The 16,798-nt window shown below is 69.8% G+C and carries 15 protein-coding genes; 1 reads left to right on the top strand and 14 read right to left on the bottom strand.

What is annotated here, in order from left to right:
* Window positions 1-8 precede the first annotated feature (8 nt).
* The 7 genes from L0984_RS19555 to L0984_RS19585 all read right to left on the bottom strand — a co-directional run bounded on the left by L0984_RS19555 (window position 9) and on the right by L0984_RS19585 (window position 7,897).
* Window positions 9-1,253 (bottom strand): acetyl-CoA C-acetyltransferase, encoded by a 1,245-nt coding sequence (locus L0984_RS19555; protein WP_234195842.1) that lies wholly within the window; start codon window positions 1,251-1,253, stop codon window positions 9-11.
* Window positions 1,254-1,364: 111 nt separating this feature from the next.
* Window positions 1,365-2,366 carry an NAD(P)H-dependent flavin oxidoreductase gene (locus L0984_RS19560; protein ID WP_234195562.1) on the bottom strand — a complete coding sequence of 334 codons (1,002 nt, stop codon included), beginning with the start codon at window positions 2,364-2,366 and terminating at the stop codon, window positions 1,365-1,367.
* Between the two features lie 10 nt (window positions 2,367-2,376).
* Window positions 2,377-3,951, bottom strand: a complete 1,575-nt coding sequence (locus tag L0984_RS19565) for an AMP-binding protein (protein WP_234195564.1) — start codon at window positions 3,949-3,951, stop codon at window positions 2,377-2,379.
* 250 nt (window positions 3,952-4,201) lie between these two features.
* Complete coding sequence (locus L0984_RS19570; protein ID WP_234195566.1) at window positions 4,202-5,020, bottom strand: enoyl-CoA hydratase-related protein; 819 nt, start codon at window positions 5,018-5,020, stop codon at window positions 4,202-4,204.
* Complete coding sequence (locus L0984_RS19575) at window positions 5,017-5,568, bottom strand: DUF2889 domain-containing protein (protein WP_234195568.1); 552 nt, start codon at window positions 5,566-5,568, stop codon at window positions 5,017-5,019. The genes L0984_RS19570 and L0984_RS19575 overlap by 4 nt, the downstream gene beginning before the upstream one ends.
* A complete protein-coding gene (locus L0984_RS19580; RefSeq protein ID WP_234195570.1) occupies window positions 5,565-6,728 on the bottom strand; it encodes a CaiB/BaiF CoA transferase family protein in 1,164 nt (387 codons plus the stop codon). The genes L0984_RS19575 and L0984_RS19580 overlap by 4 nt, the downstream gene beginning before the upstream one ends.
* A gap of 8 nt (window positions 6,729-6,736) precedes the next feature.
* Window positions 6,737-7,897 (bottom strand): acyl-CoA dehydrogenase family protein, encoded by a 1,161-nt coding sequence (locus L0984_RS19585; RefSeq protein WP_234195572.1) that lies wholly within the window; start codon window positions 7,895-7,897, stop codon window positions 6,737-6,739.
* A gap of 217 nt (window positions 7,898-8,114) precedes the next feature.
* Between L0984_RS19585 and L0984_RS19590 the strand changes: the two genes are divergently transcribed.
* Window positions 8,115-8,708 (top strand): TetR/AcrR family transcriptional regulator, encoded by a 594-nt coding sequence (locus tag L0984_RS19590; protein WP_234195573.1) that lies wholly within the window; start codon window positions 8,115-8,117, stop codon window positions 8,706-8,708.
* A gap of 70 nt (window positions 8,709-8,778) precedes the next feature.
* On the opposite strand, the gene L0984_RS19595 is transcribed toward L0984_RS19590, so the two are convergent.
* From L0984_RS19595 to L0984_RS19625, 7 genes are all read right to left on the bottom strand, one after another.
* A complete protein-coding gene (locus L0984_RS19595; protein ID WP_234195575.1) occupies window positions 8,779-9,936 on the bottom strand; it encodes an ABC transporter substrate-binding protein in 1,158 nt (385 codons plus the stop codon).
* Window positions 9,937-9,974: 38 nt separating this feature from the next.
* A complete protein-coding gene (locus L0984_RS19600) occupies window positions 9,975-11,021 on the bottom strand; it encodes a branched-chain amino acid ABC transporter permease (RefSeq protein WP_234195577.1) in 1,047 nt (348 codons plus the stop codon).
* Window positions 11,021-11,893, bottom strand: a complete 873-nt coding sequence (locus L0984_RS19605) for a branched-chain amino acid ABC transporter permease (RefSeq protein ID WP_234195579.1) — start codon at window positions 11,891-11,893, stop codon at window positions 11,021-11,023. The genes L0984_RS19600 and L0984_RS19605 overlap by 1 nt, the downstream gene beginning before the upstream one ends.
* Before the next feature lie 11 nt (window positions 11,894-11,904).
* Window positions 11,905-13,764: an AMP-dependent synthetase/ligase gene (locus L0984_RS19610; protein ID WP_234195581.1), complete on the bottom strand. Its 1,860-nt coding sequence runs from the start codon at window positions 13,762-13,764 to the stop codon at window positions 11,905-11,907.
* Entirely contained in the window at window positions 13,757-14,548 is a 792-nt protein-coding gene (locus tag L0984_RS19615; protein ID WP_234195584.1) for an ABC transporter ATP-binding protein, read from the bottom strand. Before L0984_RS19615 ends, L0984_RS19610 begins: the two co-directional genes overlap by 8 nt.
* A gap of 59 nt (window positions 14,549-14,607) precedes the next feature.
* Window positions 14,608-15,447, bottom strand: coding sequence for an ABC transporter ATP-binding protein (locus L0984_RS19620; RefSeq protein ID WP_234195585.1), 840 nt, complete (start codon window positions 15,445-15,447; stop codon window positions 14,608-14,610).
* An 85-nt stretch (window positions 15,448-15,532) separates the two neighbouring features.
* Window positions 15,533-16,789, bottom strand: coding sequence for an NAD(P)/FAD-dependent oxidoreductase (locus tag L0984_RS19625; RefSeq protein ID WP_370646108.1), 1,257 nt, complete (start codon window positions 16,787-16,789; stop codon window positions 15,533-15,535).
* Window positions 16,790-16,798: the final 9 nt, after the last annotated feature.

Below are 16,798 nucleotides of genomic sequence, written 5' to 3' on the forward strand. Positions count from 1 at the left end.
GGGTTCGCTCAGACACGTTCGATGATGGTGGCGGTGGCCTGGCCGGCCGCCGCACACAGGGTGACCAGACCGGTGCGCAGGTTGCGGCGCTCCAGCTCGTCGATGACGGTGCCCACCAGCATGGCGCCGGTGGCGCCGAGCGGATGGCCCAGCGCGATGGCGCCGCCGTTGACGTTGACCCGCTCGTGCGGTGCGCCGGTGGCGCGCATGAAGCGCAGCACGACGGCGGCAAAGGCTTCGTTGACCTCGAACAGGTCGATGTCGCCGATGGTCATGCGCGCACGGCGCAGCGCCTTCTCGGTGGCGGCGGCGGGACCGTCGAGCATCAACGTGGGCTCGCTGCCCACGGCCGCATAGGCCCGCACCCGGGCACGCGGCTTGAGGCCGGTGCGGCGGCCGAACTCGGCCGAGCCCACGAGCACCGCCGAGGCGCCGTCGACCACGCCGCTGGAGGTGCCGGCCGTGTGCAGGTGCCGGATGCCCGGCAGGTGCGGATAGCGCTGCAGCGCGACGGCGTCGAAGCCGCCCTGCTCGCCCACGGTGTCGAAGGCGGGCTTCAGCGCCGCCAGGCTCTCGGCCGTGGTGGCCGGCCGCGGGAACTCGTCGTGGTCCAGCACCACCTCGCCGATCACGTCGCGCACCGGGACCAGCGCCCGGGCGAAGCGGCCGTCGGCCACCGCGGCCGCACAGCGGCGCTGGCTTTCCAGGCCATAGGCATCGAGCTGCTCGCGGGTGTAGCCGTCCAGCGTGGCCAGCAGGTCGGCCGAGACGCCGGTGGGCGTGAAGTACGACTGCCAGATGACCTGCGGGTCGCTCACCCAGGCGCCGCCGCCCGAGAGCGAGGCCACGCGCGACATCGACTCCACGCCGCCCGCCACGATGGCATCGGCCTGGCCGGCCACGACCTGGGCGGCCGCGAGGTTCACCGCCTCCAGCCCCGAGGCGCAGAAGCGGTCGATCTGGATGCCGGGCACGTGCTGCCCGTAGCCCGCCACCAGGGCGGCCAGGCGGGCGATGTCGGCGCCCTGCTCGCTGTAGGCATTGGTGCAGCCGAGGATCACGTCGTCGACCAGGGCGGTGTCCAGCCCGTGGCGGTCGCGCAGTCCGGCCAGGACCTGCGCGGCCAGCTGCACGGGCGTGATCTCGTGCAGCGAGCCGTCGCCGCGGCCCCGCCCGCGCGGCGTGCGCGCATGGTCGTAGATGAAGGCAGCTTCCGTGAAAAGGGATCTCCGTTCTTGTCTGTCCTGTCGGATCGCGTCGCGGCTTCGCGACGCGTCCTCACTGCCCCAGTCTGTCAGCGCAGGCGAATCGGGCAAATCGTCGCATCCGACGAAAGCGGAGCCTGTCCGGCGTGGGGGCCGCGCTCAGCGTGCCAGCCCTGCGGCACGCAGGTCGGCGAGCGAGCGCTCCATCGCAGCGCGGTACTCCTGGCGGGTCGCCTGGATCAGCTCGGCCACGCCTGTCACGGCATGCACGCCGCCGACGGAGTGGCCGGCGCTCCAGATGTCGCGCCAGCGTTGCGGCGCGGCCGCCGGATCCTGCGCCATCTCGAAGGTGGCGCGCGCACCGCCGAAAAGCGCGCGGGCCTGCTCGGGTGTCACGTCTTCCTGCAGCGCGTCGGGGTCCAGGCCGGCCGCCTCGATGGACGCCCGAAGCATGTTCGTGCGCAGGCCGGTGAAGGCGCGTGTCAACAGCACGTCGTCGGGACCGGATTCGACCAGCATGGCCTTGTAGCCGGGCGCCGCCATCGACTCGCGCGTCGCGATGAAGCGCGTGCCCATGTAGGCCAGGTCGGCCCCCGCCGCCCGCGCGGCCCACAATGCCGCGCCGTCGGCCACGCCGCCGGCCAGCACGAGCGGTCCGTCGAAGAAGATGCGAACCGCGCGGACGAAGGCCAGGCCGTTGAGCCAGCCGGTCTGGCCGCCGGCCCCGGCGCTGAGCAGCACCAGCCCGTCCACGCCAGACTGCACGGCCTTGCGCGCATGGGCCACAGTGCCCACGTCCGCCAGTACCCGGCAGCCGGCGTCATGCAGCGGGCCGACCACCGGGGCGGCCGAGCCGACGCTGGTGATGACCCATTCCACCCGGTATCGCCGGATCGCTTCGATGTCGGCCTCGATCTGCGGGCGTGGGCGATGCAGGATCAGGTTGGGACAGCACGGCGCGTCGGTGGGGCCGAGCGCGCCGCAGATGCGTTCGAGCCAAGCGTCGAGCCCGCCGGCGCGCGCCGCATTGGCGGTGGGGAAGGCGCCCATCACGCCGCTGCGGCAGGCGGCGATCACGAGCTCGGGGCCGGACACGTGCAACATCGGCGCCGCGATGAGCGGCAGGCGCAGACGCGCCGCAAGTTCGTCGGAAATGCTCATCGTGCGTGCTTCAGGCGACGGCACGCGCCTGCCCCTTCCAGTAGGGCTCACGCAACGCCTTCTTGTCGATCTTGCCGACGGCGGTGCGCGGAATCTGGTCGTTGAATGCGACGACCTTGGGCGCGCAGACCGCGCCCTTGGCCTCGCGCACCCGCGTCTTCAGTTCCTCGCCGAGTGCGGCGCGGTCCAGGGCGGACGCGTCCGGCCGGCACTGGACGACGGCCATCACGCTCTCGCCCCACTTGGGATCGGGCACGCCGATCACCGCCACCATCGCCACCGCCGGATGGCTGGAGATCACATCCTCGACATCGCGGGGATACACGTTGAAGCCCCCCGAGACGATCATGTCCTTCTTGCGGTCGACGATGTAGATGTAGCCGCGATCATCGGCCTGGGCCATGTCACCGGTGTGCAGCCAGCCATTGCGCAGCGTCTCGGCGGTCAGCGCCGGCGCGTTGAGGTACTCCTGCATGACACCCGGGCCGCGCACGCACAGTTCGCCGACGCCGCCCGGCGGGACGGGGCGGTCCTCCTCGTCGAGCACGGCCACCGAAGCCATCGCGGTGGGGGTGCCGCAACTGGAGAACAGCGCCGGCCGGGCAGGATCGTGGTCCTCCCGGCGCAGGAAGGTGATGGGGTAGGCCTCCGTCTGGCCATACAGCTGCGCGAAGACCGGGCCCATGCGCTCCAGCCCTTCGATCAGCCTGGAGGGCGACATCGGGCTGGCGCCGTAGATCAGGGTCTGCAGGCTGCTCAGGTCGGCGTCGCCCAGCGATGGCTGATCGAGCACCATGTAGATCATGGTGGGGACGAGCAGCGAGAAATTGCATCGCTCGCTGGCGATCAGCTCCAGCCAGCGGTCGGGCGCGAAGCCATTCATCAGCCTGACGGTGCCGCCGCGCATCAGCGTGGGGGGCACGAAGCTGCCGGCCACGTGGGTGATGGGCGCCGCGGCCAGGAAGTGCGGCCGCTCGGGCAGATCGAAGCTGGCCAGGATGTCGAGGAACATCGAACAGTAGCCCGCCTGGCTGCGTGCGGCGCCCTTGGCGCGGCCCGTGGTGCCCCCGGTGTACTGCACGATGGCGAGATCGTTGGGCGCGCCCTCGCACCGCAGGCTGACTTCTCCGATCCGCTCCACCGCTGCATGCAGGTCCGTGCCCAGGGGGGACGGCCCCAGCGTATAGACGTGGCGAAGGCCTTCATACCCTGCCACCAGCGCCTCGACCCGGGCGCCGAAGGCAGCCGCATCGACCACCAGGACCTCGACGGCGGCGTCGCGCAGCTGGAAGAGATGGTCGTCCAGGCTGCCGAGCGGGTGCAGCATCGTCACGCACATGCCGTACGCGAGCGCCGCGCTGTTGGCGGCCCAGACGTCCCACCGGTTGCCGGCGAGGAAGGCGATGCGGGTCCCGCGGCCGCAGCCGGCGGCAGCCAGCACGCCCTGGGTGCGGGCACTCCAGTCGCGCAGCCCGCGGTAGCTCAGCGAGCCGCCCTCCCAGACAAAGGCCGTCCGGTCCGCATGGCGCTCGTAGGCGCGGTGCAGAAGCTGACCGATGAGCGGCGCCGTGCGCAGTGTTTCCATGTCGTGTCTCCTTGTGCTTTTCGAATGGGGCGACCTGCTCCGACCGAAGCGTGCTTTGCGGTCCGCGAGGTCCAGGAGGGGCGCACCGGCCGTCGGATGCCGGCCGCTGCCGGGAGGCTCGCGGCGGCACTCGGGGTCGGCAGGCCCTGTGCGGCGGGCGCCGGCACAGGCCGCCGTTCATGACCGCATGATCGACAACGCGTGCGCAGGACATATCGTCGCTAACGACGATTCGGGGGTGGGACTAGGTTCAGCGATGCCGCGGCGCCCGGCGCTCGCCGAAGGCGCGCACGCCCTCCGCAAAGCTGGGGCCTTCCACCAGCACCATCTGGCGCGCCCGCTCCCACTCGAGCTGCTGCGCCAGGCTCTGGTGGGCCGAGGCGGCGAACGCCGCACGCGCTTCGCCGACGGCGTGGGCCGGCATGGCCGCAAGTCGCAGCGCCAAGGCCTGGGCCTCGTCCGCCAGGCGGTCGTCGGGCACGCAGTCCCAGATCAGGCCCCAGTGCACCGCCCGCGCCGCGGGTAGCCGGTCGCCGGTGAGCGCCAGGCCCATGGCGCGCGGTGTGCCCAGGGCGCGCGGCAGCAGCCAGGTGGTGCCCATGTCGGGGACGGCGCCCAGCACGGGCAGGAAGGGCAGGTAGAAGTAGGCCGACTCGGCGGCGATCACCATGTCGCCCGCCAGCGCCAGGCCCACGCCGCCACCGGCGGCCACGCCGTTGACGGCGCAGACCACCGGTACCGGCCAGGCCTTCAGGTCCAGCAGCAGGGGCTGCATGCGGGCCATCAGCCGGCCGACATGCGCGCCCAAGGAGGGCGCGCCAACGGACGCGTCGAGCAGCGCGCGGTAGTCCGCCAGGTCGGCGCCCACACTGAAGCCGCGCCCCTTGGCGGTAAGCACCAGCGCACGCATGGCCGACTCCTGCCGCGCCCGCTGCAGGGCCGGCGCCAGGGCGTCGATCAGGCCATCCCCGAGCGGATTCATGCGGGCGCCGTCGTTGAGCGTGAGCGTGACCACGCCGTCCTGCAGGGCGTAGAGCACCAGGCCTTCGTTGGCCGGAGATGCGCTCATGGCGTGCGCCCCTTGGCGAACTGCGGCAGGTACAGCCGCACGACCTCGCCATCGGTCCGCAGCCCATGGCAACCGCCGACGGGCGTCCCCCCGGAGCCACTGTCCGCATCGGTGGCGTCCACATCCGCCCAGAGCACCTGGAAGGCCGTGGTGGCCATGGTGGGCAGCAGTTCAGTGAGGTGGGTACAACCGGCTTCGCCGCGGAACAGGCGCTTGACCGTCTGGGTGAAGCCTGCCTCGATGCGCAGGCCGATGAGCCGGGCGTAGGCGCCTTCCACGGCCTCGCACTCCCGGTAGGGCCGCGCCTCGCTGAAGGCCTGGGCATCGACGATCCGGCGCTCGCGGTCGATGGTCAGGCGCAGGCGCATCCGATGGATGGGCTGGCCGGCCTCGATCTCGCGGCCGGTCACCAGCCCCGTGCGGATGGGCCGGGTGTCGATGAGCACGGCGTCGATGTCGATCAGCCGGTCGTCGCGCTCGAACGCCTCGCACTGGATGCGCCGCAGATGCAGGGGACGCCGCGGTGCGGCGGGGGTGGCCTGGCTCATGCCGCCGTCGCCGCGAAGGCCACCCGGTCGGCCATCAGGGCCGCGACCTCCGAGGCACCGTAGCCGGCCAGGGCCAGCAGCGCGGCGGTGTCGGCGCCCGCGCGGGGGGCGGCCTCGGGCAACACGGACGGTGTGCGATCGAAACGCGGCGCGGGCGCGGGCTGCAGCACGCCGCCCGGCGCGACGAAGGTGCCGCGTGCGGCGTTGTGCGGATGACCGGCCACTTCCTCCATCGACAGCACGGGCGCGAAGCAGGCGTCGCTGCCTTCGAACACGGCGCACCATTCGTCGCGCGTGCGGGTGCGGAACACTGTCGCCAGCTTCTCGCGCAGGGATGCCCACTCAGCGCGCTGCCACTGGCGCTGGAAGGCGGGATCGGCGATGCCGCAGAGTTCGAGCAACTGCCGGTAGAAGGCCGGCTCGATGGCGCCGATGGCCACATGCCGTCCGTCGCTGCATTCGTAGGTGCCGTAGAAATGCGCCGCCCCGTCCAGGAAGTTCGACCGGCGCGCGTCCTGCCAGAAGCCCTTGGCCTTCATGCCGTAGATGGCGGCCATCAGCAATGCGGCGCCATCGGTCATGGCCGCGTCCACCACCTGGCCCTGGCCACCGGCCTGCACCTGGGCATGGGCGGCCAGCAGGCCCAGCGCCAGCAGCATGCCGCCCCCACCGTAATCGCCCACCAGGTTGAGCGGCGGCAGCGGCTGCTGCGCGGTGCCGATGGCATGCAGCGCGCCGGAGAGCGCCACGTAATTGATGTCGTGCCCCGCCGTCTGCGCCAGCGGGCCGGTCTGGCCCCAGCCCGTCATGCGGCCATAGACCAGCCGGGGGTTGCGCGCGTGGCAGGCGGCCGGGCCCAGCCCAAGCCGCTCGGCCACGCCGGGCCGATAGCCCTCCACCATCAAGTCGGCCTGCGCCACCAGCCGCAGCACGGCCTCGACGGCGCGCGGGTCCTTCATGTCCAGGGCCAACGACTCGCGGCCGCGGTCGACCACACTGTCGTTGCGCATCAGCGCATCGAGGTCGCTGCGCGCCGGGGTCGGCGGCCGGTCGATGCGGATCACGCGTGCGCCCATGTCCGCCAGCAGCATGCAGGCGAAGGGCCCCGGGCCGATGCCGGCGAGTTCGATGACGGTGAGATGGGCGAGCGGTCCGGGCATGGCCGGCCTCACATGCGCTTGGCGACTTCTTCCAGCATCACCTCGGTGGCGCCGCCGCCGATGGTCAGGATGCGGGCGTCGCGTGCCATGCGTTCGACCGGCGTGCCGATGATGTAGCCGCTGCCGCCATGCAGTTGCAGGCAGGTATGCACCACCTCCTGCAGCGTCTCGGCACCGAAGGCCTTGAGCATCGACACTTCGCGCACCGTGTCCTTGCCCTGGTCGATCATCTGGGCGCACTGATAGGTCAGCGCGCGCACGGCAGCCGCCTTGGAAGCGACCCAGGCCAGCTTGTTGCGCACCACCTGCTGGTCCCACAGCGGCTTGCCGAAGGCCTGGCGCTGGCGCACATAGTCCACCGTCAGCTCGATGGCGCGGGCGCAGGTGCCCGACACCAGCGCACCCACCACAAGCCGCTCGTTCTGGAAGGTGCTCATGATGTAGTAGAAGCCCTTGCCCTCCTCGCCCAGCAGCGCATCGGGCGGCAGGGCCAGGTCGTCGAAGAAGAGCTCGGCCGTGTCCGACGAGCGCCAGCCGTGCTTGTCGAACTTGCGCGTGACCTTGAGACCGGGGTTGTCCTTCTCGACGATGAACATCGAGATGCCGCGACTGCCCTTGGCCTCCGGGTCGGTGCGCGCGGCCACGATGTAGATGTCGCCATGCACGCCGTTGGTGATGAAGGTCTTGGAGCCGTTGAGCACCCAGCCCTCGGCCGTGCGCACGGCCCGCGTGCGCATGCCGGCGACGTCGGAGCCGGCACCAGGCTCGGTCACGCAGATGGCGCCCACCTTGCGGCCGGCGCAGGCGTCGGGCAGGTAGCGCTGCTTCTGCGCCGGCGAGCCGCGGTGCGCGATGTGGCTGATCGACATGTCGCTGTGCACCGTCAGCGCCGAGGCCACGCCGCCATAGCCGGAGCGCGACAGCTCCTCCCCCAGCACGACGGAAGCCAGCGCGCCCATGCCGCCGCCGCCGTACTCCACCGGATGGCGCATGCCCAGGAAGCCCATCTCGCCGAGTTCGAGGAAGACCGAGCGCGGGATCTCGCCCGTGGCCTCCCATTCGTCGGCGAAGGGCACGATGCGCTCTTTGGAGAAGCGCCGCACCTGGTCGCGCACCATGCGCAGGTCTTCGTCGAGCAGGTCGGGTTCGAGGAATTCGAATTCGGTCATGGATGGCGTCTGATGCAGATCAAGGACAGATGCCCGGCACTCATTGATAGTCCGGCGTGTCGGTTTATTTTATGGACCGCATCCGGGGCGTGCAACACCGCTTGATAAACTCGCGCCGCTTTTTCATCGCTGCCCCGCCCCCGGATGGAAAGAGACACTTCTGGGAACGCCCACCACACGGCGTGGGAAGCGCGAAGGCCATTTTTCAGGGAACGACATGCCGCGAATCCGCTCGGACGACTACGAAACCAAGGCCCTGGCCATCATGGATTCGGCAGCCGCCATCTTTGCCAAGGAAGGCTATCCGGCGGCCAAGATGCAGGACGTGGCCAAGGCCTGCGGCGCGACCAAGTCGATGCTGTATCACTACTTCCCGACCAAGGACGACCTGCTCTTCGCCATGCTGCAGGAGCACCTGCAGCGCCTGATCGGCGCACTGCAGGAGGCGGTGGACAGCCAGGCCGGTGCCCGCGCCAAGCTGCAGATGGTGGTGGAGGCCTACACGCAGAAGTCCAACCAGTCGCGTCGTCGGCACATGGTGGCCATGAACGACGTCAAGTTCCTGCCCAAGCCCAAGCAGACGCCGCTGATCGCACTGCAGCGCCAGCTGACCGAGCTGTTCGCGCAGCTGCTGCGAGAGGTCAACAAGGGCCTGCCCGAGGAGCTCTACAAGCCCTACGCCATGATGCTGGTGGGCATGCTGAACTGGACCGACTTCTGGTACAAGCCCACCGGCGCGGTCAAGCCGCAGGAGCTGTGCGAGCGGCTGACGCGGCTCTTCCTCGACGGGTTCGTCGGCGTCAAGAAGTAAGTCTGGCCGCCACACAGCAGAAAGGGGCACCCGCGGGTGCCCCTTCTGCATTGGCGAGTGTCCGACCCGCTCAGGGCACCGGCTTGTACGTACTCCCGGCCGGATCTGCCTTCAACAGAAAGAGCTTGGGCGCCGCCAGGTGGTTGGTGGGCGTGAAGCCGATCGGCGTCATGGCGCCGGTGTCCAGGTTGCTCACCTTGGCCAGCTCGGCGTTGGCGCAGTCCCAGGTCAGCGCCTTGCCGCAGCGGTCCATGGCGGCGAAGAGGGCGCGGGCCGAGGCGTAGCCGGTGAAGGTGTAGCGGTTGACGCGGGCGCGCTCTTCGGCCGACAGATACTTCTCGATCTTGTCCATGAAGCCCTTGGCCTCTGGCGCGCTCTCCAGGTACACGTAGTCGACCGTATACACGTTGTCGCCGGCACTGCCCATCATCTTGGCGCTGGCCGGCACGCGCGACACGTAGGTCACGCCCATCGGGATCTTGTGGCCCACGCGCTCCAGTTCCTTGGCCATGGTCACGTTCTCGCCCAGCACGCCGCCGGCCATCAGGGCCTCGGCGCCGGACTGCTTGACCTTGAGGATCTCGGAGGAAAAGTCCGACTGGCCCTTCTTGTAGACCTGGGTGGACACCACCTGCAGCTTCTTCTCCTTGGCGGCGCGCTCGAAGCCCTCGCGCACGTTCTCGCCGTAGTCGTCGTCCTGCGAGATCAGCGCCCACTTCTTGTCCGGAAAGCGCTCGGCCATGCGCGACACCAGCTCGTAGACGGCATCGCGCATGTCGTAGCCCACGGCGAACACGTTCTTGATGGGGGGCTTGTACAGGCCCTCGTAGGTGGTGATGGGCGCCATGGCCGGCAGGCCGGTCTGCTTGATCAGCGGCATGGCGGCCTGCGCCTGCGCCGTGCCCGAGATCGAGGTCAGCGCGAACACCTTGTCGCTGTTGACCAGCTTGCGCACGCCCTGGATGGTGCGCGAGGGCACGTAGCCGTCGTCCTCCGAGATCAGGCGCAGCTTGCGGCCCTGGATGCCGCCCGCCGCATTGGCCTCGGCCACGGCCAGCTTGACGCCCAGGTTGTGCGCCACGCCCAGCAGGGCCGGCGGGCCAGTCAGCGGCAGGATGTCGCCGATCACGATCTCGGTGTCGGTCACGCCCTGCTGCTGGGCAGCGGCGGGCAGGAAGGCGCCTGCGGCAAGCAGGCCCAGCGCGGCGGTGGCGAGTCTCCGGTTCATGGTTGTCTCCTGTGGAAGTCGTCTTGCTCGGGGGGTTGTCAATAACGCAGCGGCCAGTGCACCCAGGCATGGCGCAGGTCGTGCCACATGCCCCGCAGGCCGCGCGGGTCGAAGCGCAGGAAGGCGATGATGGCCAGGCCATAAAGGATGGTCTTGACCTCGTGGGCGCTGGTGGTCATCAGGTCCGCATAGCGCCCGCCCAGGAAGGACATGAGCGCAGAGAACACCTCGGGCAGCGTCAGGATGAAGACCGTGCCCAGGATGGCGCCCAGCACCGAGCCCAGCCCGCCCACGATGATGATGGCCAGCGCCTCGATGGACAGCAGGAAGGGAAAGCTCTCCACGCTCACGATGCTGATGTACATGGCCATCAGCGCGCCGGCCACGCCGGTGATGGCGGCGCTCAGCAGGAAGGCCATGAGCTTGAAGCGCATGAGGTTGATGCCCATGGTGCGCGCCGCGATGTCGTTGTCGCGGATCGCCACCATGGCCCGCCCGGCATAGGAGCGCCGCAGATTGAGCGTGACCAGCACCGCCAGCACGCACATGGCCAGGCAGAACCAGTAGAAGGCGCGGTCGCTGCCCAGGTCCATGCCCAGGATCACCGGCCGCGTGATGACGATGCCGCGCCCGCCGCCGGTGAAGCTGCCGCCGGCCAGCAGCGCGGCGCCCACGATGTGGCTGAAGGCCAGTGTGGTGATCGCCAGGTAGAGCCCGTGCAGCCGCAGCGAGGGCAGCCCGACGATGAGGCCGAACACCGCCGGCACCACCGCCGCCGCCACCAGCGCCAGCTCGGCCGGCAGGCCCAATCGCGCGACGGCGATGGCGTAGGTGTAGGCACCCAGCATCAGGAAGCCCACATGGCCCAGGGAGATCTGGCCCGCGAAGCCGGTGAGCACCGTGATGCCCAGGGCGCCGATGGCGACGAAGAAGATCGTCGTCATGTGCGCCATCAGGAAGGGGCTGAGCACCAGCGGCGCCAGCACCAGTGCCAGCAGCAGGGCCGCCGTCCAGGCCTTGACGGCCTTCGAGTCGGTCAGAACGACCAGTTCGCCGTAGCGCTGCTTGAAGAAACCGCTTCTCATCAGACCCTCTCGATCCGCTTTTCGCCGAACAGCCCGAAAGGCCGCACCATCAGCACCACCAGGATCAGGACGAAGCCGGCCACGTCCTTCAGGATGCTGGACAGGTAGCCACCGACCTGGTTCTCGAACACGCCGATGATCAGACCACTGAAGCCGGAGCCGATCACCGCGTCGAAACCGCCGAGCACCGTGGCCGGGAAGGCCTTGAGCCCCAGCTCGTAGATCATGGGCGAGAGCCCGTAGATCACCGCGAAGAACACGCCCGCCAGCCCGGCCAGGGCCGAGGCGCAGGCCCAGGCCACCGACTGCACCCGCGCGGTGGAGATGCCCATCAGGCGGGCCGTGTTCTCGTCCGCGGCCACCGCGCGCATGGCCACGCCGAAGCGGCTGTAGCGAAGGAACCACCAGAAGGCCGCCAGCACCAGCAGCAGCACCCCGATCACGCCCAGCTGGCTCACGCGCATGCCGGTGCCCAGCACATGCACGACGACATCGGCCCCCGCCACCTCGAACTTGCGCGGTGCCGCGCCCCACACCATGGTGACGATGGCGCGCAGCACCACGGCGAGGCCCACGGTGACCAGCACCACCGACAGCACCGGCTCGCCCAGCATGGGCCGCATGATCAGCCGCTCGCACAGCATGCCCAGCAGCGCGCCGCAGACCAGCGCGATGAGCACCGTGACGACGCCACCGGTGCCCAGCGTGACGGCGATGGACCAGGAGAGGTAGGCCGTCAGCATGCCCAGCTCGCCCTGCGAGAAGTTCACGATGCCGGTGGCCTTGTAGATCACGGCGAAGCTCATCGCCATGAGGCCGTAGATCGCGCCGATGGCCAGGCCCGACAGCACGAGTTCAGTGAAATAGCCCATGCTTTTGTTCCTCAGGACTTGCCGTAGATGAGCTGCAGCTCGCGCGCGAACTTCTTGTCGATGAGCCCGCGGCGCACCTTCTGCGTGGCCGTGAGCTCGCCGTCGTCGTGGTCCAGCTCCTTTTCCAGAAGCACGAACTTGCGGATGTTCTCGACGCGGGCGAAGCGGGCATTGACCTCGTCCACCACGCCCTGGATCAGCGCCACCACCTCCTGCATGAGGGTCAGCGACTTGAAGGTCGTGTACTGCAGGCCCTGCTCCGTCGCCCAGCGGCCCACCGTCTCGAAGTCGATCTGGATCAGGCCGCCCAGGAAGTGGCGCCCGTCGCCCACCACGATGGCCTCGCGCACGAAGGGGCTGTCCTTGAGTGCGTTCTCGATCTCCGAGGGCGCGATGTTCTTGCCGCCGCTGGTGATGATGATGGCCTTCTTGCGATCGACCACCGCCACCTCGTCGCCGCCGCGCACCTCGACGATGTCGCCGCTGGCCAGCCAGCCATCGTCGGACAGCACCGCCGCCGTGCCCTTGTCGTCGTACAGGTAGCCCCGGAAGACGCCGTTGGAGCGGATGAAGATCTCGCCGTCCTCGGCCACGCGCCACTGCACGCCTTCCATCGCGGGGCCGCTGCTGCCGGAAATCAGCGGCCGGTCGGGCACCTGCACGAAGGCCAGGCCGCCCGATTCGGTGAGGCCGAAGCCCTGCGCCACCGTGAGGCCGATGATGTCGAAGTACTTGAGCGTCTCCGGCGACACCGAGGCGCCGCCGCACATGCGGGTGTGCGTGCGGTTGAGGCCCAGGTGGCGCTGCAGGTTGCGGAACAGCACGACGTACCAGAAGGCGAACTCCAGCCGGTCCCCCAGCGATGTCAGGCGGCCCGCCTGCGCCCGGTGGTCCGACAGCCGGCGCCCCCGCTTCATGCCCTGGCGGTAGACCCATCGCTGGAACTTCCAGCTGTCCTTCATGCGGAATTCCAGGCCCTGCTGCAGCTTTTCCCAGATGCGCGGCACGCCGAGGAAATAGGTCGGCGCGATCTCGCGCACGTTCGCCGCCACGGTGTCCACCGATTCCGCGAAGTTGACGCAGCCGCCGGTGACCAGGTGCAGCACCGTCGAGTAGGTGCGCTCGGCCAGGTGGCACAGGGGCAGGTAGCACACCGACTCGTAGTGCCGGCCGATCATCTGCCGCGCCGAGGCATAGGCATAGGCGCTGAAGACGATGTTGCGGTGCGTGAGCATCGCGCCCTTGGGCGGCCCGGTGGTGCCCGAGGTGTAGACCAGGATGTTGATGTCGTCCGGCGTCAGGTCGTCGATGGCGCGGTCCAGCCGCTGCTCGGCCTGCGGGTCTTCGGCGACCAGCGCATCGCCCAGGGCCAGCAGGTCGTCAAAGCTGCCGGGGCGGCCGGGCGCGTAGCGGCTCAGGCCCTTCATGTCCACGCAGAACAGGTGCTGCAGCTCGGGCAGGCCGTCGCCCTGGGCCTGGGCGTCCAGCACCTTGTCGGTCTGCTCCTGGTCGCCCGTGATCGCCAGCCTGGCCTTGCAGTGGCGCGCGATGTACTGCAGTTCGGGCCAGGGGTTGGTCGGGTAGATGCCCACCACCTGCACGCCCAGCATCTGGGCGCCCAGGTCGGCATAGAACCATTCGGGCACGCCCTCGGCGGCGATGACGATGCGGTCGCCACGCGCCAGGCCCAGGCGCATGAGGCCGAGCGCGAAGCGGCGTGCCTGCCGGTGGTAGTCGGCCCAGGTGCGGGCGCGCCAGATGCCACGGTCCTTCTCGCGCAGGGCCACCTGGTCCCCGCGCTCGCGCGCATGCAGGCGCAGCAGCGCGGGCAGTGTGGTCGCGCCTTCGATCAGCTGTGCATGCTCAAGCATGGCTGCCCTCCTCGCCCAGGTAGGCCTTGAGCACCTGCGGATTGGCGGCGATCTCCGCGGGTGTGCCCTCGGCGATCAGGGCGCCGAAGTCCAGCACGTAGATGCGGTCCGACAGGTCCATCACCACCTGCATGTCGTGCTCGATCATGAGCACGGCGATGCCGAACTCGTCGCGGATGTCGAGGGTGAAGCGGGCGATGTCCTCCTTCTCCTCGCGGTTCATGCCGGCGACGATCTCGTCGAGCAGCAGCAGCTTGGGCTCGCAGGCCAGTGCGCGGCCCAGCTCCACCCGCTTCTGCTGGCCATAGGCCAGCTGCGAGACGGGCTTGTCGCGCAGCTCCTCGATCTCCAGGAACTCGATGATCTGCTCCACCCGCTCGCGGGCCGCGATCTCCTCGCGCCGCGGCCGGCCCCAGAACACCAGCGACTCCAGGATGCTGTAGCGGAAGTGGATGTGCCGGCCCACCAGCAGGTTCTCGACCACGGTGCCGTTGCGGAACAGCGCCAGGTTCTGGAAGGTGCGGCCGATGCCCAGCGCCGCGAAGTCGGAGGATTTCAGGCCCGCCGTGTCGCGGCCCTCGAACAGGATCTGCCCGGCGCTGGGCGGCAGCACGCCGCTGACCAGGTTGAAGGTGGTGGTCTTGCCCGCGCCATTGGGGCCGATGAGGCTCACGATCTCGCCGGGCATCACGCGCAGGCTCACGTCGTTGACGGCCTTGACGCCGCCGAAGCGCTTGGAGATGTTGCGTGCCTCCAGCACGGGCACATCACGAATGGCGGTCACGGGAGTACCTTCGGCTTCGCCTTCGGAGCGAGCTTGTTGGGGGCGGCCCGGCGCGGCGCTCATGACAGCCACCTCTTGCGGCGCTTGTAGTGCTTCACGTCTTTCATGTGGGTGCGGCCCGACGCGGAGGACAGGCCCAGGTAGAACTTGCGCACGTCGGCGTTGCGGCGCAGCTGCTCGCCGGTCCCGTCGAGCACCACGCGGCCGTTTTCCATGATGTAGGCGTAGTCGCAGATCGCGAGGGCGCGGCTGGCGTTCTGCTCGACGAGCAGGATGGTCACGCCCTCGGCCGCGCGCAGCTTCTGCACGCTGTCGAAGATCTCGGCCACCACCAGCGGCGCCAGGCCCAGCGAGGGCTCGTCGAGCGCCAGCACACGCGGCCGGCTCATGAGGGCGCGGCCGATGGCCACCATCTGCTGCTCGCCGCCGGAGAGGTAGCCGGCCACGGTGCTGCGCTTGTCGACCAGCCGCGGAAAGAGCCGGAACACGCGCTCGCGGGCCTCGGCCAGTTCGGCGGTGCTGCGCGTGTGGGCGCCGGCCATCAGGTTCTCTTCCACCGTGAGCGTGGCGAAGAGCCGGCGGCCTTCGGGCACCTGCACCATGCCCTGGCGCACGATGTCGGGTGCACCGGCTTCCTTGATGGGGCGGCCGAAGAGCTCGATGCTGCCCTTGTCGATCTCGCCGTCCTCGGCATCGAGCACGCCCGACACGGCCTTGAGCACCGTCGACTTGCCGGCGCCGTTGGAGCCCAGCAGCGCGACGATCTGGCCCGGGCGCACTTCGAGCGACACGTCGCGCACGGCCTCGATGGCGCCGCCGTAGACGACCTGCAGGCTGCGGATCGCCAGCGCGGGCGGCGCTGCGGCCGCCGGAGTGGGGTTGTTGTGATCTGAGTCCATATAATTAGACCGACGAGTCGGACTATCAATTGGGCGCGATTTTGCGCATGCGGGCCTGTGGCACCACCTGGGGCTTACACCTAAGTCAAGGCTGCAGCAGCGCCTTGAGCGGCTGCGACTCGTCGGCGAGGCGGGCCGCATCCACCTGCAGCGGCTGGGCCATGGCGCGGCGCACGAGCATGAAGTCGGCGGGCCGGTTCACCGCGTCGATGGCCAGCAGCTGGTCGCCCCGAAGGTAGAAGGCGCAGAAGCTGCGCGTGGCCGGATCGCCGCGCAGCACGCACTGGTCATGCCCTTGCGCCAGGCCCGCCATCTGCAGCTTGAGGTCGTACTGGTCGGACCAGAACCAGGGGATGGCGGTGTACGGCTTGGGCTTGCCGCCCAGCCAGCCGGCGACGGCGCGGGCCTGCTCGAGCGCGTTGGGTACCGACTCGATGCGCACATCCCGCGCATAGGCCGGGTGCACATGCCGCGTGCAGTCGCCCGCGGCGAACACGTCGGGGTCGGCCGTCTGGCCGTGCGCGTCGACCGGGATGCCGTCGGCCGCGCCGAGGCCCGCATCGACCGCCAGGTGCACTTCGGGCTCCATGCCGATGCCGGCCACCACCACGTCGGCCTCGATGCGCTCGCCATTCGTGCCCTCCAGCGCGGTGATGGCGCCGTCCTTGCACTGCACGGCGCGAACCTGCATGCCGGTTCGGATGTCCACGCCGTGGCGCCGATGTTCGTCCTCGTAGAACTGCGACAGCCGAGCGCCGGCCACGCGCGCCAGCACGCGCGGCTGCGCTTCGAGCACCGTCACCTGCATGCCGGCCTTGGTGGCCGAGGCCGCCACCTCCAGGCCCACATAGCCACCGCCCACCACCACCAGCCGTGCGCCCGGCTTGACGAACGCGCGCAGCCGGTCCGCGTCAGCGGCGGTGCGCAGGTACAGCAGGTTGGACGGCGGATGCGCCGGATCGATGCCCTCGCAGCGGTAGGGCCGGGGCCGGCCGCCGGTGCACAGGGCCAGCTTGCCGTAGTGAAGCCGCTCGCCCGTGTCGGCCAGCACCAGTTCGTGCCGGGCCCGATCGATGGCCACGACACGCACGCCGCTGCGGCGCACCACGCCGGCCCGCTCGTAAGCGGCATCGGGCCGCAGCGCCAGGGCTTCGGTGTCCATCTCGCCGCTGAGGTAGGCCTTGGACAGTGGCGGCCGGTGGTAGGGCAGCCCGGGCTCGTCGCCGAGCAGCAGGATGCTGCCCGCCCAACCCGCCTGACGCGTGGCCACGGCCAGCTCGCTGCCGGCATGGCCCGCACCGATCACGATCAGATCCCAGTGCGCTTGTGCTGCTGTCTCCATGTTCATCCT

The sequence above is a fragment of the Pseudacidovorax sp. NFM-22 genome (assembly GCF_021401245.1).
GTDB lineage: Bacteria > Pseudomonadota > Gammaproteobacteria > Burkholderiales > Burkholderiaceae_C > Xenophilus.

What these genes read in the sequence shown, in the direction of transcription:
- L0984_RS19560 (WP_234195562.1), bottom strand. Translation starts at nt 2,366, where the DNA reads ATGAGCATTTCCGACGAACTTGCGGCGCGTCTGCGCCTGCCGCTCATC.
- L0984_RS19565 (WP_234195564.1), bottom strand. Translation starts at nt 3,951, where the DNA reads ATGGAAACACTGCGCACGGCGCCGCTCATCGGTCAGCTTCTGCACCGC.
- L0984_RS19570 (WP_234195566.1), bottom strand. Translation starts at nt 5,020, where the DNA reads ATGAGCGCATCTCCGGCCAACGAAGGCCTGGTGCTCTACGCCCTGCAG.
- L0984_RS19575 (WP_234195568.1), bottom strand. Translation starts at nt 5,568, where the DNA reads ATGAGCCAGGCCACCCCCGCCGCACCGCGGCGTCCCCTGCATCTGCGG.
- L0984_RS19580 (WP_234195570.1), bottom strand. Translation starts at nt 6,728, where the DNA reads ATGCCCGGACCGCTCGCCCATCTCACCGTCATCGAACTCGCCGGCATC.
- L0984_RS19585 (WP_234195572.1), bottom strand. Translation starts at nt 7,897, where the DNA reads ATGACCGAATTCGAATTCCTCGAACCCGACCTGCTCGACGAAGACCTG.
- L0984_RS19590 (WP_234195573.1), top strand. Translation starts at nt 8,115, where the DNA reads ATGCCGCGAATCCGCTCGGACGACTACGAAACCAAGGCCCTGGCCATC.
- L0984_RS19595 (WP_234195575.1), bottom strand. Translation starts at nt 9,936, where the DNA reads ATGAACCGGAGACTCGCCACCGCCGCGCTGGGCCTGCTTGCCGCAGGC.
- L0984_RS19600 (WP_234195577.1), bottom strand. Translation starts at nt 11,021, where the DNA reads ATGAGAAGCGGTTTCTTCAAGCAGCGCTACGGCGAACTGGTCGTTCTG.
- L0984_RS19605 (WP_234195579.1), bottom strand. Translation starts at nt 11,893, where the DNA reads ATGGGCTATTTCACTGAACTCGTGCTGTCGGGCCTGGCCATCGGCGCG.
- L0984_RS19610 (WP_234195581.1), bottom strand. Translation starts at nt 13,764, where the DNA reads ATGCTTGAGCATGCACAGCTGATCGAAGGCGCGACCACACTGCCCGCG.
- L0984_RS19620 (WP_234195585.1), bottom strand. Translation starts at nt 15,447, where the DNA reads ATGGACTCAGATCACAACAACCCCACTCCGGCGGCCGCAGCGCCGCCC.
- L0984_RS19625 (WP_370646108.1), bottom strand. Translation starts at nt 16,789, where the DNA reads ATGGAGACAGCAGCACAAGCGCACTGGGATCTGATCGTGATCGGTGCG.